Origin of the sequence: Marinomonas algicola, from assembly GCF_014805825.1 — a bacterium.
GTDB classification, from domain to species: Bacteria; Pseudomonadota; Gammaproteobacteria; order Pseudomonadales; family Marinomonadaceae; genus Marinomonas; species Marinomonas algicola.
This window is the reverse complement of sequence record NZ_CP061941.1, coordinates 3,504,430-3,528,209: the sequence shown is the minus strand read 5'-3', so window position 1 is coordinate 3,528,209 and position 23,780 is coordinate 3,504,430. Positions and strand designations below refer to the sequence as shown.

General features: G+C 41.9%; 15 protein-coding genes. All 15 read left to right on the top strand.

Annotated elements, in window-relative coordinates:
• Positions 1–62 precede the first annotated feature (62 nt).
• The 15 genes from IEZ33_RS16125 (at position 63) to IEZ33_RS16055 (ending at position 23,749) form a co-directional block, all read left to right on the top strand.
• Complete coding sequence (locus IEZ33_RS16125) at positions 63–1,550, top strand: mannose-1-phosphate guanylyltransferase/mannose-6-phosphate isomerase (protein WP_206696867.1); 1,488 nt, start codon at positions 63–65, stop codon at positions 1,548–1,550.
• Positions 1,547–2,755 (top strand): glycosyltransferase, encoded by a 1,209-nt coding sequence (locus tag IEZ33_RS16120; RefSeq protein ID WP_240009559.1) that lies wholly within the window; start codon positions 1,547–1,549, stop codon positions 2,753–2,755. The genes IEZ33_RS16125 and IEZ33_RS16120 overlap by 4 nt, the downstream gene beginning before the upstream one ends.
• A 43-nt stretch (positions 2,756–2,798) precedes the next feature.
• Positions 2,799–3,593 (top strand): ABC transporter permease, encoded by a 795-nt coding sequence (locus IEZ33_RS16115; RefSeq protein WP_191601036.1) that lies wholly within the window; start codon positions 2,799–2,801, stop codon positions 3,591–3,593.
• Positions 3,590–4,906 carry an ABC transporter ATP-binding protein gene (locus IEZ33_RS16110; protein WP_240009558.1) on the top strand — a complete coding sequence of 439 codons (1,317 nt, stop codon included), beginning with the start codon at positions 3,590–3,592 and terminating at the stop codon, positions 4,904–4,906. The genes IEZ33_RS16115 and IEZ33_RS16110 overlap by 4 nt, the downstream gene beginning before the upstream one ends.
• Complete coding sequence (locus IEZ33_RS16105) at positions 4,906–7,641, top strand: glycosyltransferase family 4 protein (protein WP_191601035.1); 2,736 nt, start codon at positions 4,906–4,908, stop codon at positions 7,639–7,641. The genes IEZ33_RS16110 and IEZ33_RS16105 overlap by 1 nt, the downstream gene beginning before the upstream one ends.
• Positions 7,638–8,669: a GDP-mannose 4,6-dehydratase gene (gene gmd, locus IEZ33_RS16100; RefSeq protein WP_191601034.1), complete on the top strand. Its 1,032-nt coding sequence runs from the start codon at positions 7,638–7,640 to the stop codon at positions 8,667–8,669. The genes IEZ33_RS16105 and gmd overlap by 4 nt, the downstream gene beginning before the upstream one ends.
• 69 nt (positions 8,670–8,738) lie before the next feature.
• Positions 8,739–9,200 carry an NAD-dependent epimerase/dehydratase family protein gene (locus tag IEZ33_RS20880; RefSeq protein ID WP_191601033.1) on the top strand — a complete coding sequence of 154 codons (462 nt, stop codon included), beginning with the start codon at positions 8,739–8,741 and terminating at the stop codon, positions 9,198–9,200.
• Positions 9,188–9,703, top strand: coding sequence for an NAD-dependent epimerase/dehydratase family protein (locus IEZ33_RS20875; RefSeq protein WP_191601032.1), 516 nt, complete (start codon positions 9,188–9,190; stop codon positions 9,701–9,703). Before IEZ33_RS20880 ends, IEZ33_RS20875 begins: the two co-directional genes overlap by 13 nt.
• A gap of 332 nt (positions 9,704–10,035) precedes the next feature.
• Positions 10,036–11,301, top strand: coding sequence for a hypothetical protein (locus tag IEZ33_RS16085; protein ID WP_191601031.1), 1,266 nt, complete (start codon positions 10,036–10,038; stop codon positions 11,299–11,301).
• Between the two features lie 120 nt (positions 11,302–11,421).
• Positions 11,422–12,540, top strand: coding sequence for a DUF4214 domain-containing protein (locus IEZ33_RS16080; RefSeq protein ID WP_191601030.1), 1,119 nt, complete (start codon positions 11,422–11,424; stop codon positions 12,538–12,540).
• 425 nt (positions 12,541–12,965) lie between these two features.
• On the top strand, positions 12,966–14,090 hold the full coding sequence (locus IEZ33_RS16075; RefSeq protein ID WP_191601029.1) for a DUF4214 domain-containing protein: 1,125 nt from the start codon (positions 12,966–12,968) through the stop codon (positions 14,088–14,090).
• Between the two features lie 562 nt (positions 14,091–14,652).
• Positions 14,653–17,481 carry a glycosyltransferase family 2 protein gene (locus IEZ33_RS16070; RefSeq protein ID WP_191601028.1) on the top strand — a complete coding sequence of 943 codons (2,829 nt, stop codon included), beginning with the start codon at positions 14,653–14,655 and terminating at the stop codon, positions 17,479–17,481.
• 1 nt (position 17,482) lies between these two features.
• Positions 17,483–20,107, top strand: coding sequence for a glycosyltransferase family 2 protein (locus tag IEZ33_RS16065; protein WP_191601027.1), 2,625 nt, complete (start codon positions 17,483–17,485; stop codon positions 20,105–20,107).
• The gene (locus IEZ33_RS16060) at positions 20,104–20,706 is read left to right on the top strand and encodes a class I SAM-dependent methyltransferase (protein ID WP_206696866.1); all 603 of its coding nucleotides are present in this window, start codon (positions 20,104–20,106) and stop codon (positions 20,704–20,706) included. Before IEZ33_RS16065 ends, IEZ33_RS16060 begins: the two co-directional genes overlap by 4 nt.
• A 271-nt stretch (positions 20,707–20,977) precedes the next feature.
• Positions 20,978–23,749: a glycosyltransferase gene (locus IEZ33_RS16055; RefSeq protein ID WP_191601026.1), complete on the top strand. Its 2,772-nt coding sequence runs from the start codon at positions 20,978–20,980 to the stop codon at positions 23,747–23,749.
• Positions 23,750–23,780 lie beyond the last annotated feature (31 nt).

The following is a 23,780-nucleotide window of genomic DNA, read 5'->3' as shown; positions in this document are numbered from 1 at the left end:
TCGTAGTGACTAAAGTCGATACTTGTTTCCTATCAGGTTATAACTAGGTTAAATGTCGAATTATGGATAACTCAATAATACCTTTGGTGCCCGTTATTTTATCTGGTGGCGTTGGCAGTCGATTATGGCCTGTATCTCGTAAACAGCATCCTAAGCCTTTTATTGCGTTGCCTGACGGGGATACGCTGATGGCGAAAACATTGAAACGATCACTTTCGGTGTCTGGCGCGAATGAATTGATGATAGTAACTAATCGAGATCTTTACTTTCATACCAAGGACGAAATCATCAAAATGCAATCAAAAGGATTACTCAGTAATGCGTTAAATCTGCATTATCTACTAGAGCCTTTTGGTCGTAATACCGCTCCTGCGGTTGTTGCTGCGGCCTATCAACTGTTTCTAAAACATGGCCCTGATGTGGTTATGTTGGTAATGCCTGCAGATCATTTAATTGCAAACGAAAACGCTTTTTCAGAAGCCGTTAAGCTGGCTTATGATGTTGCTTTGGAAGGTCAATTAGTGACGTTTGGTATTCACCCCGAATACCCTGAAACAGGTTATGGGTACATTCATTCCAGTAAAGAAGAATCCATTAAATCGGAATGTGTTGCTGGACCATCGGCCTTTCGAGTAGAGCGTTTTGTGGAAAACCCCAATTTAGCTACTGCTCAATCTTATGTTGAAAGTGGCGATTATTATTGGAATGCAGGCATTTTTTGCTTCACAGCTGGTGTTTTATTACAAGAAGTAGAGACGGTTTCACCGAGTTTATTGTCACAAATAAAATCGACGTTTAAAGAATCATCGATTACTGAAAACGCGACAACAACACAAGTTGAATTGTCTTCTAACGCGTTCGCAAAAGTTGAAGACGTATCAATTGATTATGCTTTGCTGGAAAAATCAAACAAAGTGTCGGTTGTTCCCTGCGATATAGGCTGGAGTGATATCGGTTCTTGGAGTGCGTTAAGTGACTTGATGCCTCAAGATACGGAAGGTAATCATTTGTATGGAGATGTGATTGCTCTCAAAACTCGTAATACTAATGTGTATAGTCCAGGGCAGCTAACGGCTACGCTAGGTATTGATGATTTAATAATCGTTAATACTGGTGATGCGGTATTAGTTGCCCATAAAAGTGCTGAGCAGGATGTAAAGAAAATAGTATTAGAGCTTGATAAACAAGGTCGAGATACTCATATCACGCACCAAACAGTCTATCGACCGTGGGGGAATTATACTGTTTTAGAAGAAGGTGAGAGTTTTAAGATTAAGCGTATTATCGTTAAGCCTAGTTGCAGTCTCTCATTACAAATGCATCATCATCGAAGTGAGCACTGGGTGGTCGTAGGGGGGTGTGCAAAAGTCATTAATAATGAAAATGCGTTTTTTCTCAGTCCAAATGAGTCTACTTTTATCTCCGCAGGACATAAGCACCGTCTTGAAAATCCAGGAAAAACAGATTTAATTGTAATTGAAGTCCAAAGTGGTGAGTACTTGGGAGAAGACGATATCGTTCGTTTTGATGACAAGTATGGGCGTCAATGATAAAACTTAATGCCAACGATGGCGGTACGGACAAAATAATGCAGGTAACCTCAGATACCTTAAAAGTGGCCATTGTTCATGACTGGTTAGTCTCTTGGTCGGGCGCGGAAAAAGTCTTAGAACAAATGCTGCTCATTTGGCCCCATGCTGAAGTGTTTACCATGGTCAATGCTTTTGGGGATGCTTTGCCAAAGCCGCTTGTTGGAAAAATCTTACACACGTCTTTGATTCAAAAATTGCCATTCGCAAAAAAATATTACCGTCATTATCTACCATTAATGCCATTTGCGGTGGAACAATTTGATTTATCGAAATTTGATCTGGTTATTTCGTCGAGTCACGCTGTCGCCAAAGGCGTAATTACTGGACCAGATACCCTTCATATTAGTTATTGTTACTCTCCAATGCGTTATGCGTGGGATTTGCAGCATGAGTATTTACAGCAGAGTAACCCGAATAAACTATCTGAATGGCTGATGCGTTATAGCCTGCATCGCATTCGTAAATGGGACAGTCAAAGTAGCTTAAGGCCGGATCATATCATTGCTATTTCTAAGTATATTGGTCGCCGTATTGATAAATGCTATCGCCGCTCTAGTGATGTTGTTTATCCTCCGGTTGCCACAGACACAGTGAATCAGCATTTTGTGCCTTTCTTAGAAAAAGACGGGTATTACATTGCGGCATCTAGATTGGTTCCATATAAACGCATACCGCTTATTGCAGAAGCACTGGCTGTAATGGGAAATCGCAAACTTATAATTATCGGCGATGGTCCAGAAAAAGCACGTTTAGAAACTCAGATAAATCAATTAGATGAAGAGAAAAAGGCTAACATTTGTTATTTAGGTTATCAGGGCGATGTCATTTTGTATCAGTATTTAGCCAATGCTCAGGCGCTGATTTTTGCGGCTGAAGAGGACTTTGGCATACTGCCTATTGAAGCGCAATCGGTAGGAACGCCGGTGATCGCATTTGGTCGAGGTGCGTTAACGGAAACAATTTTAGACAACAAGACAGGCTTATTTTTTAACGAAGCAAGTGTGGAGTCTATTATTGAAGCGATCAATCGATTCGAGGCACGAGAATGGGATAGTGATGCCTGTGTTGAGAATGCTCAACGATTTTCTGAGCAAACCTTTATTGATAACCTATTAGAAAAGATGGCAACTCGTTGGAACGCGTTTAATAACGCGCGTAGTTAATCCTATTGGATGAAAACGAATTTATGAGAAAGGCTTTTACCTAATGTTAGCGTTATTTAAAAATTTATGGCAATGGCGACACTTTATTGTTTCATCCATCCGCAATGATTTAACCACTCGATTTAGTCGTAGCCTTCTAGGTGGTCTATGGATGTTGATTCACCCCTTGGCGATGGTATTGATTTACACCTTGATCTTGTCGGCGGTCCTCAGTTCTAAGTTACCCGGCATCGACAGTCAATTTGCCTACGCTATTTATTTGATTTCAGGTATGTTGGCTTGGACGCTCTTCACGGATATTGTGCAACGTTGTCTCGGGGTATTTATTGAATACAGCAATCAAATAAAAAAAATCAATTTCCCTAAAATTACGCTGCCAATCATTGTGCTAGGAACCAGTGTAATCGGCTACAGTATACTATTGGTGGTTGCGTTAATTGCCTTTGCTTTATTGTCTCATTTGCATTGGTTGAGCCTGCTTTGGTTGCCTATACTTACCCTTATTACCTTAATGTTTGCTTTGAGTGTTGGTATGATATTAGGTACATTAAATGTCTTTATAAGGGACTTAGGGCAACTAATGAGTATTGTTTTACAGTTGCTGTTTTGGTTTACCCCCATTGTTTACCCCGCCCATGTTGTGCCTGAAAGCATTCAAATGTTGCTACCATTGAATCCGCTTTATCATATAGTAGATGGTTTTCATCAAGTACTGGCTTATCAATCAACGCCGGATGTAGGGTCTTTGCTGGTTGTTTTTTTTCTATCCGTTTTTCTGTCTGTGATTGGTGTGTTGCTATACCGCCGTGCAAACGCTGAAATGATGGATGTGTTATGACGATGAAATACTTGTTAGAAGTGAAACAGGTGGGCAAAGCCTATTTAGACTACGGTACAGAAATAAGGCGGATTATTAGCTGGTTAACGGGCGCTCAGCCAAAGCAAAAAACGTCTATTTTAAGTGACATTAATTTCTCTATGCAAAAAGGTGAGGCCGTTGGCTTGGTCGGAGAAAATGGCGCAGGTAAAAGCACCTTATTAAAGCTGATTGTCGGTACATTAAAGCCAACCGCTGGTACCATTTCTGTCAATGGCAGTGTTGCTGCTATCCTTGAGTTAGGCATGGGCTTTAATAATGAATTAACAGGACGTCAAAATGCGTACCACTCTGCCACCTTAATGGGTCAGCAGCATGATGAAATTTTAAAAATCATGCCAAAAATTGAAGCCTTTGCCGAGATTGGGGATTATTTTGATCAACCTATGAGGGTGTATTCCAGTGGTATGCAAATGCGCGTGGCTTTTTCTGTAGCAACGGCGTTCCGCCCAGATTTATTAATTATTGACGAAGCATTATCCGTAGGTGATGCCTATTTTCAGCATAAAAGCTTCGACCGTATTCGAAAAATCCAAAAAGAAGGCACCTCTTTGTTAATTGTGTCACACGATAAAGAGGCCATACTTCGCTTATGCGATCGTGTCATTTTGCTTGACCAAGGGGGTGTGGTTCAAGACGGATCGCCAGATCTAGTAATGGATTATTACAATGCAACGTTATCCAGTAGAAAAAATAGCGCAGTAGAAATAACGCAGCTTGATAATGGGGTGGTACAAACCAGTTCTGGTACCGGTGAAGCGAAAGTGAAGCAAGTGTCCATGCTAGACAGTCAAGGGCAACCAGTAGGCAACCTCTTAGTTGGTCAGATGGTTACCATGAGAATTCAGCTTGATATACATGAAGACCTACCTGAATTAGTGGTAGGGTATATGATCAAGGATCGTATTGGTCAGACAATTTTTGGTACCAATACGCATCATTTACAGCAACCTTTGCTTGAACTCGTTAAAGGACAGACGCTGGAAATTGACGCCACCTTTGCCGCGAATTTAGGAGCGGGAAGCTATAATGTATCGATCTCTCTACATGCAAGTGACACGCATTTAGACGCCAATTATCATTGGCTAGATTATGCGCTTGTGTTTGAAGTAAATAATGCGCACGAGCCTTTTTTTATTGGAACCAATTATTTAATGCCAGCTATTAATCAAAAGATTGTGTCTAAAGAAATAAATCATAATTCAAACGCTTTTGAACAAGAATGCACCCCGCAAAAACAACCCATTAATCCTGTGGCTGGAGACGCAAACTAATGCCGTTATTAAAACAAAGTCGTCTTGTTTTAGGTCTGATCACACAAACGGTTAGGAAAGCAATGGTTGCTTTAATTAGAAAACTGATGGGGATCCCTTGGTTACGAGTCTTTGCCTTAAAAATCTTAAATCACTTACCTTTTGTAAAGCACAGGTTACAGCGTTTACTGGCTTCTGTGCCGCAAAATATTACGCCTATTAAAAGAGACCCTGGAAACGCAGAAGATTATCAAAATCTATTAGCTGTAACCCCCTGTCCAGTGCGTTCACACTATGACGACTTACAGGTTACGCCTGAGCGGTTAGAGCGAGTTGAGCGAGACATTCAAAAGGTTGTCTTAACTGGCCACTTTAATGGCAGTTACAGCTTGGCTTCAGTAAACCGTCATATAATTAATCGCTGTTTGCTAGAGACCCCTTCTGTAGATTGGCGCATTCAACCTTATGAAGGGGAGATGGCGCCAAAGGTGTTTGATACGCCAAAAGGGATAGATGAAGTAGAGCGGTTAAATCGACGTTTAAATAAGCCAATTCATAGTACGGTTAGCGACGGTGCTGAGGTATCAATTTATCATCATTATCCACTTATAACGCCGAAAAAAGAGGATAAAACCTCGATTGCCTTGTTTTTTTGGGAAGAATCAAAGGTGGCTCAAGCCATTATTGATCAATTGAATGAGCAATATGATGGTGTTCTAGTGACCACTTGGTTTGTCAAAAAAGCCCTGATTGATAGTGGTTGTGTTCTGCCAATTGAAGTGACACCTTTGCCTTTAGAGGCTTACCCTCAAGTATCTGAGGCTTTGGATACGGCAGCGAAAGAAGGCGATACCTTCACCAGCGTTGCAGATGAATTGCCGCAAGTGGGTAAGGATAAGGTGACGTTTCTACATGTCTCGTCATGTTTTCCAAGAAAAGGAGTGGATTTACTATTAGAGGCTTTTGATCAAGCGGCGGCAGAAGATGAAACGCTTTATTTAGTCATCAAAACATTTCCCAACCCTCATAATCAAATCAAAAGCTGGTTGCAGCAGTATGTTCGTCCTCATTTACAAGCGCGGATCCAGATCATTGAGCAAGATATGAGTGCAGCCGAAATGGCGCTTTTGTATCAACAGGCGGATGCGGTGGTGTTGCCAACGAGAGGAGAAGGATTAAATTTACCGGCAATCGAAGCGGGGGTGTATAAAAAAGCCTTAATTGTTACTGGATATGGCGCTCACATGGATTTTGTGGATGAAGAGAATGCCTATCTGTTGGATTTTCGTTTTGCTAATGCAGATACCCACGTTAACGATGGTCGTTCGGTCTGGACGGAAGTCAGTGTTCCTAAGTTGGCGAACACCTTGCAATTGGTGGCTGAAAAGATAAAAGTGAGTGATGTTTCTTTGCAGGAAAAAGCGCATAACTTACACCAAAGTGTGCAAACGGTCTTTTTTGAAAAGAATGCCACCCAAAAGCTCTTATTATCTATCTGGAATATTCAGCAATTTCAAAAAATAAAGATAAACAAGGTGGATCAAAAAAGAGCCTGTAATTTGCAGGTGGATTTGTTTTCAACTTGGGGAGAAGAGTGTGGAATCGCGGAGTATAGTCACTCTCTTATAGCAGGGTTGTCTCCTAATAGTGCAAAAATCTGTATCCATCATCCTTTGAAAAGGCGCTTTATTGAAAATGAATTGGATGGACGGTTATCTTTTGTCGACAGTTGGGTCTATGGTGGTGATGGTCCTGACTTATTAAGTCAAGACATTAGAGGTGACGTGATTTGGTTGCAGCACCATTTCGCTTTTTATGGTTTGACTCAAAAGGTGGCGAATGGCATTGCCTATCAGCGGCAGCAAGGGAAGTTGGTCTATATCACATTGCACACAACGCGACCGTTACTGTCTTATGATAACAACAGCCTGCAGTCAGCGGTAACCTGCTTAAGCTTATTTGACAGAATATTGGTGCACGCGGTTGATGATTTAAATACCCTAAAACGTCTTGGTTTAACCGATAACGTGCTATTGATGCCTCATGGTGTGAAAGCGCCTATGTCTCCAATAAAAAATAGCCAGACAACAAGCCGTCACATGCCATATTCCCCTTCTGAGGATTTTATTGTGGGGAGTTTTGGTTTCTTACTGCCGCATAAAGGGGTAGACATTTTAATCAAAGGCTTTTCAATGGCACTGGATCGACACTCTATTCCTGAGCACAGTCGGTTGCGTCTTGTGAATGCTGTTCGTCCTGATGGCACATCTTTTTATGAAAAAGAACGCTGTGAAAGCTTGATAAAGCAATTGGGGCTGCAGGAAAAAGTGGACTGGTACACCGACTTCTTACCGATCAATGACTGTGAATCGTTATTGTCTGAATGCAATGTCTTGATTTTGCCTTATCAGTTCACGTTAGAGTCATGCAGTGGCGCAGTACGTAATGCCATAATCAGTTGCGAGCATGTAGCAACGACCCCGGCACCAATATTTGATGAGGTTAGAGAGGTGACGCATTCACTTGCCGGTTATGGTGCGGAACCCATTCATCATTTTTTAAAAGAGTTTGCTGAGCGAGCTTCCTCCAATGCGTTTGATGCCTTATTAATTGAACGTGGAAAATGGCTGCAACAACACAGCTGGCCAATAATAGCGAATCGGCACACGTCTTTATTTACGGCAGGGATGGTAGAGAAACAATTGAATAGCATGAAAAATGAAATAATGAATTTAGTGGAAGAAAAAACACTATGAAGGCAATAGTAACGGGAATAACCGGACAAGATGGGGCCTATTTGGCACAGTATTTATTGGATCTAGGGTATCAAGTATACGGAACGTATCGGCGTAGCAGTTCGGTTAATTTCTGGCGAATGCAAGAGCTGGGTATATTGGATCATCCTAAATTAAAACTGGTGGAATACGATTTAACAGACCCATCGGCCAGCATGCGTTTGATTCAGCAAATCAAACCAAGAGAAGTATACAATCTAGCCGCACAAAGTTACGTCGGTGTTTCTTTCGATCAACCAATTGCAACGCTCGACATTACGGGAAAAGGCGCGGTTCATTTATTAGAGGCCATTCGTATTGTGGACCCAAGTGTGCGTTTTTATCAAGCGTCCACTTCAGAAATGTTTGGTAAGGTAGTGCAAGTCCCTCAGACTGAAGAAACGCCTTTTTACCCACGCAGCCCTTATGGTATTGCTAAGCTGTATGCCCACTGGATGACGGTAAATTATCAAGAATCCTACGGTGTGTTTGCCAGCAGTGGCATACTTTTTAATCATGAGTCTCCTTTGCGCGGAAAAGAGTTTGTTACTCGAAAAATCACCGATGCCGTTGCGAGAATTGCGCTAGGTGAGCAAGAATGCATTCAGTTAGGTAATTTGGATGCGAAGCGAGATTGGGGGTTTGCAAAAGAGTATGTGCAAGGTATGTGGCAAATGTTGCAGCAATCTACTCCAGATAATTATGTATTAGCAACCGGGCGCACTGTGACGGTAAGAGATTTTGCTACTCTGGCATTTCAATCCATTGGTGTGGATCTTGAATGGAGAGGAAAAGATGAGCAGGAAAAAGCGTACGATAAAAAAAGTGGGGCTTTAAGAGTAGAGATCAACCCAGACTATTATCGTCCTGCTGAAGTAGAGTTATTAATTGGTGATCCGACAAAAGCATTAAAGGATCTTGGCTGGCAAGCAAAGACAGACTTAGAAACATTATGTCGTATTATGGTAGAAGCCGATTTGCAGAGAGTAAAAGTAGGGGCGTCATTCTAATGAATGAGACCGGACGTATGTTGACGGTTAAAGGCCGCTATTCCCACCAATTTACTCGCATATATTTTTATGGTTAATAATAAAGGAAAGGTCGTTTTAGTAACGGGTGCAACGGGCTTTTTAGCAAAGCATTTAATTCCTTTATTAAGAATAAAAGGGTATTACGTCGTCGGTGTGGCAAAAAGGAATGAGTGTGATGTGTTTATGGATGAATATTATCGTCTAGATTTAATGGATCGCGCACTAACCTCGGAGCGAGTTAAGCAGGTGTCGCCAGACTTTGTTATTCATTTGGCGGGCATTTCATTTGTAAATCACCCCACATGGGAAGACTTAAGTGCCGCCAATGTGGATGCGACAGAGAATTTATTGTGTGCGTTACAGGCACATCAGCCAGATAAAATACAAGCCGTGTTGCTTGCAAGCAGTGGCATTGTCTACGGGGAGAATGCCATTGGCTGCATCAATGAATCGGTGAGCCAAAGCCTAAAAATGAGTATGGAAAATCAAAGTTTGCAATGGAATCCTTAGCGAACGACTTTGCAAAGGACTTGCCTTTGGTGATAACGCGTTTCTTTAATATTATTGGGCCAGGACAACGCGATGTTTTTTTAGTACCAAAACTCATTCATCACTATGCAGAAAAAAAACACATAATACCTTTGGGGAACATGGATGTGAGTCGTGATTTTAGTGATGTTAGGGATGTTTGCTCTGCTGTGGAACGCCTGATGTCTCTTTATAGTGGAAAATATCGAATTGCTAAAAAAACCAATACCATGTCTATTTATAACGTGTCTAACGGACGCGCAACCTCTCTAAGAGAGATATTAAGCCTACTCACAGAGCTAACTCAGCATTCTCCAGAGTTTATTGTTCGCTCTGATTTGCTCCGAGACAATGAAATTATGTCCTTGTGGGGAGATAATCGTAAGTTGATTCAGGATGTTGAATATCAAACTCAGTACCGTTTGCAAGAGACGCTTAGATGGATGCTGGACAGCTACACATTGGATAACGATACACACAATTAAAACCACCTTCGCAATCAAAGCTCTAGGAAAATAAAGCTCTAGGCAAATAGCCACTATGAGGATCACCTCTTTTGGGGTGAATTCGACAATTGAAATGCGAATTTTAGGTAAATGTCATCCAAATCAAAAAGACTTTCTTTAGTTTTAGACTTGCATTTCTTAATAGAATTAGTAAGTTTTTGTACATAAATTGCAATAATAATAGATTAGGCTAATCCTCTTAGGGTATTATGTGTACAATTTAAGTGAAAAAATACGCAAAGAATGATTGAGTTGCGTTGTTTGAAATAAATCAATGCTAAGTAGGACGATTTTTTTATTGGGAATAATGAATGCAAACTAATGTTGATATAAATCAAGCGATTACCGTGGGAACCAAAATGGTTACCCTAAAATCAGGGCTCTACGTTTTACGCTATGTGTCCATAGAGTCAAACTCTTTTGATACCTCTGATTTACAGGTTCCGCTACTAATTAGTCAAGCACCTATTGAGCTGTCCGGCGAAATAGAATTTACCTGCCACGCTAATAAACCAATATTGTCCAAACCAAGCGATTATCTGGTCATTAAAATCTCTGGTGGTGAAGCCGTATTGTCTGTCAGTAAATACATTCCAAAACGTATGGAAAATCAAGTGCATGTCCGCTGGAAGATAGAATCTCTTGATGAAACGAAAAACGCGAAAACAGCAGATAATCCAGTAAGTATGTCAGCCTTAAATTTTGTCAAAGAAGCCTTGGCGAAAAAGTCGACGCCATTGAGCGATAATGAAAGTGGGTATACTCACTCTGAAACCTCTTATACAGATAAATTAGCCAAATTAAATATACCGTCTTTTACTTCTTCCAATAAGTCCAGTCAATCGCCTAATGCTCAACAATATCGCGTTCAGCAAAGTGCGGTGCAACAATCCAGTGCGATGCAACAACCTGATTCTCAACCGCAGAGCGTTTGGCAGAATACAGAAGCACAAGTCGGTGCGGCCGTTTCTGGCAAGGTTAGCCGAACCCAAACCGCTAGGAATGGGAGCCGGGCTCAAACAGTGCCAATGACAGTGACTGGGCATATTGAAAATCTAGGTGACGTAACAGTAAAAGCGGGTGAGTGGCTAGCGCATCCTCAAGGTAAAGCGCGCCTAGAAGCGGTGAAATTCAACTGGATTAACCAGCCTAAAGGTTTGGATATTCGAGTGCACTGTAAATCCGCTGGCCAAGTTTTTCAAGCCTCAGCGGGAGACTTTATAGGTCACGTACAGCAAGCCGCTAAAATGACAGAGTTTGCCGTTATTTTACAGGGAGACAATGCGGCCGATTATGACGTGATAGGTGAACTGGCCTTCTCTGATGGTCAGGTGGTCGCGTTATCACAAAATAAAATTATTCAAAGTAATACAGATCAAAATTATTTGATAGGTATGCGTTTTGCAATAGAAAAAAAACGTAAGGACGTATTAAGATCAGAAAATACCTTAATGAAATCGGATGAGACAGAGGCGTTATACAAGCCTGAAAAACCATATGACTCAGTCAATCCGTATGGAACAAGTTATTCAGTTTGGACAGATGAAGGAAGAACCCGCATTCACTCTAAGGATTAGATTGGGGTAGTGAATTCTGTTAAAAGAATCAGATATTGGATCTGATATTCGTGTTTTGTTTTAAGCGCAAAATACGGATTTGAGTTCTAAGCTTAAACCTATGCATGGGAAGGAATAAATATGAGCTATAATTCAACTCAAGAAGAGCTAAACGCTTCTTTAGAGCAAACCTACGGTGAGGTAGTTGCCAAGGCGGTCTCCGATTTGGTTGTACTGCCACCTACGGACCCTACAGGCCCGGCACCTACGCCAGTGATACACGTCGCTGTAACGCCTGAAGATTTGGGTACGGTGACAAGATCTGTAAACCCACAAGGTGTTACTGAAACGCGCATCACAACGAAACAAGAAGACGATGTCATCATCATCGATCCTGCTGCTCTCCTAGGCACTGGTCCATTGACCATTGCCGCAGAAGAAGGCTCCACTAAAGGTCAGGCGTTTGTCTTTAATGGTGGTCAAGGTGTTGATGTTACCTTTAATACCGTTGAACGTGTGATCGTTGGTACCTCTGGTTCTGATAAATTCACAGTAAATGGTGATAAGAACACAACAGTACAAGGCGGTGAAGGTAACGACACAATCACATCAAGTGGTGGTAACGATTACCTAGCGGGTGGCATCGGTTCCGATTCTATCCAAGGCGGCGCAGGTAACGATTCGGTATACGGTGGTTCAGGTGCGGATGCGGTGATGTTCACTGGCAACCAAGCAGATTACACTGTGACTCAAACGGGTGCACAAACAACAGTAACAAACAAAGCGACTGGCGATGTAACACAAGTGGTTAACGCTGAATCCCTAACGTTCGCAGATGGCGCCGTTGCGGTTGAGCAAAGTGCTGATGTGAAAGCACTTGTTACTTTGTACAAACAAATGTTCAGCAGCTCGGCAGGTCGTAAAGACGGTCAAGCGGATCTTGATGGTCTTCAATACTGGGCAGACCAAGTAGACAACGGTCTATCTTTGGGTGGCGCAGTGAAATGGATGCTAACAAGTGCGGAAAGTGGCGCAAACATGGCTTACCTAGACATGACTGTTGCAGCTGACCGTGATACAGCAGTTGACTTGCTGTACACGCAATTGCTTAACCGTGATGCGGATGCAGATGGCAAAGCTTACTGGACTGGCGAACTTGAAAACGGCGTGTCTCTAGACGTTGTTGCTCAGGCTTTTGTTGAGTCTGATGAGTTCGCAACGAAGACAGTGGCTGATGCAGACTGGGACTTCATGGTCTAATCAATCTCTGTAACGATATTCTGTAATCAAAATACCGTACTGTTTTTCAGTACGGTATTTTTTTGTGTATCGCTTCTAAGGTAAATATAGAATCGTAGAGCGGGATTTATCCCGACGAAATACGAATATACTCTAAGGCTGTCGGCCTGAAGACCGACCTTTATGTGTAGTCCCGACAAAAAGCCATGCTCACTGGTCGTGTTATTAGCGCTATGTAATCCAAAAACCGCGCTATGTTTCAGTGTGGTTTTTTTTGACTATTATTTTAGGCATTGCTTGCTCGTCAGTGATTTAGACAGTTATGTAGTGGCTGTTAAATAGGTAACCATTAAATGAGTGGGAAAATCGATTGATTGTGGTATGATTTATAGACAGCTTATTTGATTACTTTGAATAACTTAACCTAGACATGGGCAGGGATAAATATGAGTTATAATACAACCCAAGAAGAATTAACGTCTTCGGTAGTTCAAACCTACGGTGAGGGAGTGGGGCAGGCGATCACCAATTTGGTGGCGTCTAGTAATCCAGGAACGCCAGGAGTTTCGACACTTTCTCCAGTAGTAAACGTTGCCACAACGCTTCTAAGGGTGGGTTCGGTAGATGCGATAGTAAATCCACAAGGTGTTGAAGTCACGCGTGTTACAACGAACCCAGAAAACGATGTCATCTTCATTGATCCTGCTCTTTTCACCGGCATTACTGGTCCAGTGATCATTGCTGCAGAAGAAGGCTCCACTAAAGGCCAGGCGTTTATCTTTAATGGTAATACTGGTGTTGATGTTATCTTTAATACCGTTGAGCGTGTGATTGTTGGTACCTCTGGTGCGGATAAATTCACAGTGAATGGTGATAAGAACACAACAGTGCAAGGCGGTGAAGGTAACGACACAATCGCATCAAGCGGTGGTGATGACTACCTAGCGGGTGGCATCGGTTCCGATTCTATCCAAGGCGGCGCAGGGAACGATTCGGTATACGGTGGTTCAGGTGCGGATGCGGTGATGTTCACTGGCAACCAAGCGGATTACACTGTGAGTCAAACAGGTGCGCAAACAACCGTAACAAACAATGCGACTGGCGATGTAACGCAAGTGGTTAACGCTGAATCCCTAACATTCGCCGACGGCGCCGTTGCGGTTGAGCAAAGTGCTGACGTGAAAGCCTTGGTAACGCTGTACAAACAAATGTTCAGCAGCTCGGCAGGTCGTAAAGACGGTCAAGCGGATCTTGATGGTCTTCAATACTGGGCAGACCAAGTAGACAACGGTCTATCTTTGGGTGGCGCAGTGAAATGGATGCTAACCAGTGAAGAAAGCGGTGCAAACATGGCTTACCTAGACATGACAGTAGCCGCTGATCGTGAAAAAGCGGTTGACTTACTGTATACGCAACTGCTTAACCGTGATGCGACAGCAGAAGACAAAGCTTACTGGACAGGCGAACTAGAAAACGGTGCTTCTCTAGACATCGTTGCTCAGGCGTTTGTTGAGTCTGATGAGTTTGAAACGAAATCTGTATCTGAAACAGATTGGGACTTCATGGTCTAATCAAAATCTGTAGCGATACTTAGTAATCAAAATACCGTACTGTTTTTCAGTGCGGTATTTTTTTATGTATCTCTTCTAAAATCATAGGCCGGGATTTATCCCGACAACGCATCGATATAATTGACAATTGTTACGGCCTGTAGGTCGCGGCTTTAGCCCGACAACAAACGCATATACGCCAAGAATGTCGGCCTGAAGGCCGGGATTTATCCCGACAACGCATCGATATCCTTGACAATTGTTGCGCTAAAGCACAACCTACTTTTTGTTTGCTTTAGCCCGACAACAAACGCATATACGCGAAGAATGTCGGCCTGAAGACCGACCTACTTTTATTTGATTTATCCCGACAATGCGGTATATCTTATTTAAAATTCACTTATTTCATGAGATGAGAATACTGTGTTGCTTGACAGTACGGTATTTTTTTAATTTACTTCTTTTCCATTAGAGTAGGAACATCTAGATTAGAGCGTTTTCCATACTGCGTTATAGAGTTTTGGTTAACGAGTTCATGTATTTAGCTGATTATTCATAAAGCTGATTGTATTAGGGATTTTCTTTGCCGATTACGTACGAGCAATACAAAAAGTCATTAGGGACGCTTTTTTCTGAGGAAAAATACGACGAGCTTTTGGCGCTGATTCAAGGTGGATTAACGAATGAAGATTTGTTAAACGAAAGTCTCTTGTGGATCGGTTTGATGGCTTCTAAGAAGAACGATCCTAAGTATGCACTTGCGGCATTGATGAGTTTGTCTTTGCGTGATTCGGGCCCTATTCCAATACAGCTGTTAACGACTTTACTTTCGAATCAATTACGTTTGTCATCGGTGGAGTCGAATAGCGATAAATCAGCGCTTGCAGATGCTTATCGACCAGTAGCTGCGGAATGGTATCGAACGACTCCAACTGAATTTGAGGCATTTCAGCAATATTTTTTGGCATTATTAGTGAGTGAGTCAGCCGAAAATGAGCAATTAGCTAAAAAAATGCTCCATTGGCATCTACCCGAACTAACGAAAATACAATCCATTTTAACGGTGATTAGGCTACTTCCTGAGGGTTATCTACCAGAATTGGGGGCCGTTACTCAGCAAGGGGATAAATTAATTGGTTGGATCGCTGTTAAATCATCACAAGCGACACCCCAGTTAGTCATTGCAACGGGGGGAAAGCAAATGTTGCTAACCCCCAGTGAGCTGCTTTATCAGGATGCAGAGTGGTCTATTCTTAAAGTTGAAGTGATTTTTGCACAACAAGAAATGGATTATCAAACGGTTCAAGTTGGGGTGGTTAGGGCCGGTCGTCAGCAAGTGGATGTGTTGGTCGGTTGTCCCTTAATCTGGATGCCAACAACGCCACCAATGTATCAGAGGAAAGATGAGAAAGCGGTATCTAATGCATTGTCTTCGGATTTTTCCAATAAAACCAAGTTAACAAAAAATGTTTCGAAGAAAAACGCTTCCAATAAAACGCAAGTGATCGGCGATGTGACGAACAAAATCGGCTCAGCGGTTGATGTCATTATTCCCGTATACGCCAATAAAGAAATGACCTTGGCCTGTGTTCAAAGTGTTTTAGCGTGTCATTCGGCGAATAAAACCCCGCAGCGTATTCTGGTAATTAATGATGCCAGTCCTGAGTTTGAGTTGGTGGACGCATTGCAGGCGCTGGCCGATGAAGGGCACATCACGCTACGGCATCATGCGCATAATATGGGATTTATTGGCAGTGTAAATCATGGTTTAAGCGTTGCCAAAGGTGACGTCGTCTTACTGAACTCAGACACGTTAGTGCATGGAGACTGGCTTGATAGATTGCAAAAGGTGGCTTACTCCACGGAGAAGGTAGCTTCAGTTACGCCTTTTACTAATAATGGTGAATTAATGAGTCTGCTGGCCCCTTGCGACCCAGCCAAAGCACTCACCCCTGAACAATTAGCCCAGTTAGACCGTGCCGCTTCGATTGCGAACGCTCAAGATATGAGTGTGCCTCTTGATACCGGGTGTGGCTTTTGTTTCTACATGACACGTGATGCATTAGCCGATGTCGGAGGGCTGGATCCCATGTTGAGAAGAGGATACGGAGAAGAGAGTGATTGGAGCTATCGCGCGGCGTCAAAAGGGTGGCTTCACCTAGGGGCGATGAACACTGTGGTGGCTCACCAAGGAGGGCTTTCTTTTGGTGAAGAAAAACGCTTTAGGGTGATGCAAAATCTAAATATTATTGAAAAACGCTACCCGGATTCCACAAAAAACTTCAAAACCTGCTTACGTCGTGACCCCATGAAGCACGGACGTAATCGCCTTCGTCGAGTATGGCTGCACGAACAGGCCCATACTAGGATTAATCCAACTCAGCAAAGCGAGCTAAGAATTTGCCATTCGTTAGCCTTGGCCGAGCGGTTTTTAACGGATATAGAAGCGAATCGCTTCCAGGGTCATACTTTCATATTGGCCCGTATTAACTCATATCAGGTGACGCTGGCGGGAAGAGCGCCTCATGCGTGGCGTATTCAATACACGCTCCCTGATCAAATAAACCTGTTGCAGCAAGACTTACAGAAGCTGGGTGTGTTTACACTTTATGCGGATACGTATTCTTTGAAGCGTTGGTGGCAAAGTACAGTACCGAGTGTCTCTGTTGCTGCGACACCGCATTCGATGGTGCTTAATGCAGCAGAAAAAGCAAATACGGCAGAAAAGGAAGAGGCAGCCGACCTTGATACGCTGCTTAATCATGCTCCGCAAAAGTGGCAAGCTTGGCAAGCCGAAAAGCACTCGGTTATTTTGGCGGTTGTCGGGCAGGAAGAGGCCTTTGCTTCAACCGAATTTATTCACTTAGCGAATCAGCTGGCGGCGCAAGCAGCCCCTGTTTACTTGATGCCAACTCGTTACCCTACAGTAAGTAACGCTGCGATTTTTGCAACGGCGAAGGTCTTTCCCATGCCTTTTTCTCTAAGTCGACACGATGAAAGAGTCGATTTCTACTGTCAGCATTTTCCTTTGGATGGGGTTTTATTGTTAGATACCTTGCCGGCCACACTTCAAGAAGCGCGATTGCTGGATGAGAAGCGCAATTTACCTTGGCTGATCAGTCAAGATTGTCTAGATAGGTGTGATAGTATGGATCACTCGGCCGTTGCTATGAAAGGAGAGGGTATGGCAAGCATGGAAAGAGGGTTCATAATGCTACATCAGCTAAAAGAGGATAATGTGTTTTGGCTAACGAATTTACAGCAACTTACTTATGGATGGGCCAACGAGAAGACGCTAATCAACGCCAATACTGCGGATGTGCAACGATCGAATGCAAATAGCGCTGATGTGAACAGCACGCGCTCAGGTGCAACCCGAATAAACAACCCGATAAACACAGCAGACAACTAGAATGACGTCAACGATGGACTCTCAAAAAGTGAATAACCTAACCAATCAGGACGATGTGCCGCCGGTAGGGCGCATCACCAACTTTTCCAGTAACCTGATACAAGGCTGGGTACACAGCGAAGAAAAGCCTGGAAAAAGGTGGGTTGTCTCTGTGATAGCAGGCGGTAAACAGGTGGGGTTAGCCATAGCGGATCAATTTCACCCTTTGTCTCCTGGTGATGGATGTCACGGTTTTCGTACAATGCTCAATGACGACCTTATTAAAGGCGTTGATGAACTGTCCATTTCCCTAGCGAATGACGAGGAAAACGTTTTGCATCGTTTGTCTTTGTCTGTGTTGCCGCAAGATACATCTCATACAACAGAAAGCTCACGTGTGCTTTGGCAACCTGGTCTGTGTTTGCATGGTTGGCTGGTGGACGATCAAGAGCCAGATCAGCCATTAGATATTTTAGTGTACGAAGGTCACAGGTTAATCGCGAGAGCGAAACCAACTCGTTGGCAAGCGATTCATGGAAAATATGTAGAAGCGGGTTTTTCTCTTGATTTGCCCCTGAGTTTAGCTGATGGGAAAAGCCATACCTTGAGTGTGCTTGATAGCAAAGGCAGAGTGTTGCAGGGCAGTCCACTTACCATTCAAGAGTGGCCAAAAGGGCTGTCGAGCCTCTTGCAAACAAACCTGTTTGAAACCGAAAAATTGGCCCCTTTAGTATTAAAAGTAGCACAATACAGTGAACGTGTGATTCAGCCCAGCGTTCGCTTTGACGACTACCCTTTGTGGTTGGAAACCTTTTCCAGTCAGACGAAAATGCCTAGCAACAAGACTAAGCCAACACAAAAAAGCCTCCAAGCTAAGAAAAAGCCATCCAGTCAACAAGTGAAAAAAATAGCGTCGACTGGCCCAACACTTGGGGTGATCTGGTTGGGAGAGCCAACGTCTGAAGCAAAAGCACTTTTGTCCGCTTCAGATGCATTTGCCGTACAGCACTTTAGTGTGACGGAAGTGCTTTCAGGTGACGCGTATCAAGAGACGTTACAGCAAGCCGCCGAGGCTTGTGATTGGATCGCTCAAATACAGAGCCAAGATCATATTGCGGAAGAGGCACTGAATCAAATACGTCATGCAATGGAGGCGCATCGAGCCAAGCTCTATTATACGGATTTTGATTACCTTGCCGATTACCCGAATGATGATGCCGTGATAAACCCACATCAGTCACCACGATTACCGGCTTTTCTCCCTGCATTTGATATAGATCGCCTCTGGTGTCAGAACTACTTAAATGCCACCTTATGCATTGCCTCAAGTGATTTAATACAGCATAGCTTGGTTCGGTTGCCTAACGCGCCCGAGCAGCTCAGCTATGCTTTGGTTATGGCTTTAGCTGAACTAAAAGCTGAACTAAAAGCCGAACTAAGTCATGCGGATGAAGTTCAGGTAGGTGAAACAAAAGCCGCTAAATCCATCAATAGCCAAGATGTGGTTCATCTCCCGCAAATTGGACTTCATCGTCATGACAGCGGCTTAAATAAAGCCATTAGTGCAAGTGAGTTTTTGGCCAGACAAGAATATTTAATGCAATATGACGCCATGGCCACATTAAGCCAAGATGAAAAGACCCCGCAGCGATTACGATTACAACGTCAATTAGACACCTGGCCTGACGTCACGTTAGTGATACCGACACGCGATGCATTGAGCCTGTTGAAAAAATGCATCGATACTTTTTTTGAACTGACCGATTATCCCGGCCACGTTCGTCTTATTATCTTGAACAACCAATCACAGAAAGCAGAAACCTTAGAGTACTTTGAGCATGTGACGGCGCAGGGCAAGCAAAAAATAGGCCGAGGAACGGCACACGTTGACGTGCTGGATTATCTCTATCCATTCAACTATGCCAGTATCAATAATTATGGTGTACAACACAGTACCAGTGACGTCATCGGTCTGGTGAACAATGACATTGAAATTCTCCACCCAGAATGGCTGTGTAATATGGTCGCCTTGTTGATGCGTCAAGACACAGGCATAGTAGGTGCTAAGCTCTTGTGGCCGAATAATATGGTGCAGCATGGCGGAGTGATTGGCGGCCAATTTGATGGTTTAGCAGGGCACGTCGGCAACCAGTTAACCGACGAAGATCTTGGCTATTTAAACAATAATCAGCTTACTCAACGGTTTTCTATGGTAACCGCCGCGTGTCTTTTGATTCGTCGGGAAGATTATTGGCGTGTGGGAGGCCTAAATGAACGAGACTTCCCTGTTGGCTTTAACGATGTAGACTTATGTTTAAAAGTACGAGCACTTGATAAAGCCGTCGTTTGGACGCCCGAAGCGACATTAATACACGCCGAGTCCGCGACCCGAGGCAAAGACGATGTACCTGAAAAAGCCGCCCGGGCCCAAAGGGAAATGCACAATTTAAGACAGCGCTGGCATCATGTGTTAAATAATGACCCGGCCTATAACCCGAATTTATCGCTTAATCTGGCCAATGCACCTTTTACCGCATTGGCGTTACCCCCTCGGCCTGTACAAGCCAGAACCAATCGATTACCTGGGTTAATTTCCCATGATCAAACGTTAACGACTCTAGACCACTCTCAGGAAGACACATTATGACAATGAGCGCCGCTGATTTAGCCATCCTACAACCGACACTGGTCGACCGTTCTGATAAGATTTTCTTGAATGTGGGTTGCGGTGACAAAAACAATATTCGTCTACCGGAGTGCTTTCAGGGGCATGGCTGGCATCAAGTTCGTCTCGACATCGACCCAAGTCTAGAGCCAGACATAGTGGCCGACATCACTGATTTATCTCATGTAAAAACCAACAGTGTTGACGCCATTTACTCCTCTCATAACTTGGAACACCTCAACCTGCATCAAGTAGACACCGCATTAAAGCAAATACTCAATACCTTAAAGCCAGGTGGCTTCTTTTTAGTCACTTTACCGGACATACAAGTCGTTGCCGAATGGGTGGCAGAAGGTAAATTAATGGAAGTGATGTACCAATCCCCAATGGGCCCAATTCGTCCAATAGACGTATTATTTGGGCACCAAGGCGCCATAGAAAAGGGTAATCAGTTTATGGCCCACAAATGTGGCTTTGATAAAAATAGCCTTGCTGAAGCACTTACCCTAGCAGGCTTTCAAGAAGTAAGAGTCATGACCGATGAGCATGCCAATTTATGGGGCTATGCGGTGAAGAAATAAAACTAATTTAGTTAATATTGAACTCTAAAACAAACTTCTCACAGGATTTTGATGGTGTTATTTTAGTGGAAAATAGAATATCCAGTTTTCTCGATATACAGCCATTTCTTTATAATAATGTACTAGTATGAAAGAGATATACCTTATCACGGTTAAGGTTTATGTTAATTAAAATTACTATATTATATTTTTTATTCTTGCTTTTTTAAGTGTTTATCAAATTTAAAAGTCACATTTAAGTTGATTAATTGATTCATTATGGAAATATAAAATGTCAAGTGAACAAGAGACATCAAAAGTTAAAGCTGAAAATGCTTTATTAAACATAAAAAGAACTTTACATGGTTCTATTGATTTGATTGAAGCTGGAATTGCCTATGGCTGGGCATATGATCCAAGTAATATTGAACCTTTAAATATAAACTTAATTGCTGATGGTCGATTAGTTGGCGCCGGTTTAGCGAATGGCTATAGGGAAGACTTGCTTAATGCTAATATTGGTAAGGGTAATCATGCATTTAAAATTGATATAGAAGAGCTACCAAATAATAATAAAGACGTAATTAGCTATAGTATTGTAGAAGCTACTACGAGGCAAACAATAGAGAATGGAAGTTATGAATATTCTAGTGTGAGCCAAAATTTTTGTGTTGATGATTTTCGTGAAGAAAATGGATATATACTTTTTAATGTTGTTTCTAATAAGAACCTCAGCAATAATATAGTTTGCATCTATTCTTTTGATGAGATAATAAGTGAAATTTTCTTAAGTGATCATAAAAAATACAGTAAAGTTGAATTTAAACTACCAATTCATTTTCATGATGGAAATGATCACCTTATTAAGGTTTCAGTTAAAGGAATGACACAAATTATTGCGACACTAATAGTTAATATTAAACCAATTAAGACTCCATGGACTTACCTAAAAGATAGCTTCAGAACCCCTAGAATACTATCTCTTTCAAAGCAATCTAGCACAAGATATGAATCATTAAATTATCAATTAGAAGCAATGGTTAATAATAAAAGATATTCAGATATTCAGAATATTCTTACATATCACACAGTAGTTGTTGAAGGATATGAAGGTAGAACGGAATTCTCTAAAATTATACTACCAAAAACGGCTTTTCCAAAAGTTTCAATTATTATCCCCGCTTTTAATAAATTTGCGCTAACCTATCATTGTATCGCATCCATAGCTTTAGCCTTTAACAAAACACCATATGAAGTAATTTTAGCGGATGACTGCTCTACTGATTTAACCTCCGAAGCCGAATCAATTATTGAAAACTTGATAGTGTCGCGAACTTCTGTGAATTTACGTTTTTTAAAAAATTGTAATGAAGCTAGTAAATACGCTAAAGGGGAATATATTATTTTTCTCAATAATGATACAGAAGTAACTTCTTTTTGGATTGATGAGCTGATTAATAAACATGATGAAGATCAATCAATAGCAATAACGGGGTCAAAATTACTTAACTCGGATGGCACTTTACAAGAGGCTGGTGGAATTATCTGGGGGAATGGCGATCCTTGGAATGTCGGGCGAAATCAAAATGCTCTTTTGCCTGAATATAATTATTCTAGGGAAGTAGATTATATAACAGGAGCGGCTTTATGTATTAAAAAATCTGTTTGGGAAGAAGTTGGTCTATTTAGTGATGAATTTAGTCCTTGCTATTATGAAGATACGGATCTTTCATTTAAAGTGAGATCTTTTGGGTATAAAGTGGTTTATGTACCTCATTCAGAAGTCATTCACTTCGAAGGGCTGTCTCATGGAAAAGATATTTCTGAGGGGTTAAAAAAATACCAAGCTATAAATGCAAGTCTTTTTTGTGAAAAGTGGTTTTCTGAGTATTGCGATAACGGCATCCCGCATCATGACTTATTGCCTCTTAAAAAAGACCGTCATGCAGATCAACGCATACTCGTTATCGATTATGCAACGCCTATACAAAATCAAGATGCAGGCAGTTATGCCGCCATTCAAGAAATGAAATTAATGCAGTCATTAGGTTTTAAAGTGACTTTTGTCCCTGCTAATTTGGCACATTTAGGTGCGCATACTGCCCATCTCCAAAAAATGGGTATAGAGGTCCTTTATACACCCTTCTATTTAAGTGTTAATCAGGTGCTGGAAAGACGTCTTAATGAATTTAATGCTGTTTATATTACACGTTATCATATTGCTAAAGATTACATTGACTATATTCGTAAAAATTCCAGAGCGAAAATTATTTTTAATAATTCGGATCTACACTTTTTGAGAGAGATGAGATTAGCCTTAAAGAAAAAAGATAATAAAGAGCTTCTTGATAATTCGCTAAAAACTCGAGAGGAAGAGTTATCCGTATGTCAAAAGGTAGATGCCATTCTTTGTTATAACGCTACTGAACATGCTGTCATAACAAGTCATATTTCAGAATCAGATAAACTTCATATTACCCCTTGGGTGCTTGAAGAAAAAAATAAAGGAAAAGATTTTTTAGAGCGTCATGGCATTGCCTTCCTTGGTGGATTTAATCACCTTCCTAACCGGGAAGCTGTTGAGTTTTTGAATGACGAAATAATGCCTCTACTTGAGAAAAAGCGACCTGATATTATACTTTATGTCTATGGTAGTAAGATGCCAATAGAATATAAAGAGTGTACAGCTGAAAATATTAGGATGGTTGGTTTCTCTGAATCCTTAGATGATGTATATCATAACCATCGAGTGTTTGTTGCCCCTTTACTTTCTGGAGCAGGGATAAAAGGTAAAGTATTAGAGTCAATGGCTTATCATTTACCGACAGTATTAACGAATGTGGCGGCAGAAGGTACGGGCTTAACTCATGGTATCAGTACTCTTATTGCACATTCACCAGAAGAGTGGGTCGATTCAATTATTAAATTATACGATGACCACGTTTTATGGCATAAATTTTCTGAAAATAGTCAATTATTAGTAGATATGAATTATTCATTTTTACATGGTAAACAAGTATTTAAAAAAATATTTTCCAGTGTTGGGATTTATTCAAAAAAATAATAGAGACGTGAATAGATATTATTTTTGCTTG

What these genes read in the sequence shown, in the direction of transcription:
- IEZ33_RS16125 (WP_206696867.1), top strand. Translation starts at nt 63, where the DNA reads ATGGATAACTCAATAATACCTTTGGTGCCCGTTATTTTATCTGGTGGC.
- IEZ33_RS16120 (WP_240009559.1), top strand. Translation starts at nt 1,547, where the DNA reads ATGATAAAACTTAATGCCAACGATGGCGGTACGGACAAAATAATGCAG.
- IEZ33_RS16115 (WP_191601036.1), top strand. Translation starts at nt 2,799, where the DNA reads ATGTTAGCGTTATTTAAAAATTTATGGCAATGGCGACACTTTATTGTT.
- IEZ33_RS16110 (WP_240009558.1), top strand. Translation starts at nt 3,590, where the DNA reads ATGACGATGAAATACTTGTTAGAAGTGAAACAGGTGGGCAAAGCCTAT.
- IEZ33_RS16105 (WP_191601035.1), top strand. Translation starts at nt 4,906, where the DNA reads ATGCCGTTATTAAAACAAAGTCGTCTTGTTTTAGGTCTGATCACACAA.
- gmd (WP_191601034.1), top strand. Translation starts at nt 7,638, where the DNA reads ATGAAGGCAATAGTAACGGGAATAACCGGACAAGATGGGGCCTATTTG.
- IEZ33_RS20880 (WP_191601033.1), top strand. Translation starts at nt 8,739, where the DNA reads ATGGTTAATAATAAAGGAAAGGTCGTTTTAGTAACGGGTGCAACGGGC.
- IEZ33_RS20875 (WP_191601032.1), top strand. Translation starts at nt 9,188, where the DNA reads ATGGAATCCTTAGCGAACGACTTTGCAAAGGACTTGCCTTTGGTGATA.
- IEZ33_RS16085 (WP_191601031.1), top strand. Translation starts at nt 10,036, where the DNA reads ATGCAAACTAATGTTGATATAAATCAAGCGATTACCGTGGGAACCAAA.
- IEZ33_RS16080 (WP_191601030.1), top strand. Translation starts at nt 11,422, where the DNA reads ATGAGCTATAATTCAACTCAAGAAGAGCTAAACGCTTCTTTAGAGCAA.
- IEZ33_RS16075 (WP_191601029.1), top strand. Translation starts at nt 12,966, where the DNA reads ATGAGTTATAATACAACCCAAGAAGAATTAACGTCTTCGGTAGTTCAA.
- IEZ33_RS16065 (WP_191601027.1), top strand. Translation starts at nt 17,483, where the DNA reads ATGACGTCAACGATGGACTCTCAAAAAGTGAATAACCTAACCAATCAG.
- IEZ33_RS16060 (WP_206696866.1), top strand. Translation starts at nt 20,104, where the DNA reads ATGACAATGAGCGCCGCTGATTTAGCCATCCTACAACCGACACTGGTC.
- IEZ33_RS16055 (WP_191601026.1), top strand. Translation starts at nt 20,978, where the DNA reads ATGTCAAGTGAACAAGAGACATCAAAAGTTAAAGCTGAAAATGCTTTA.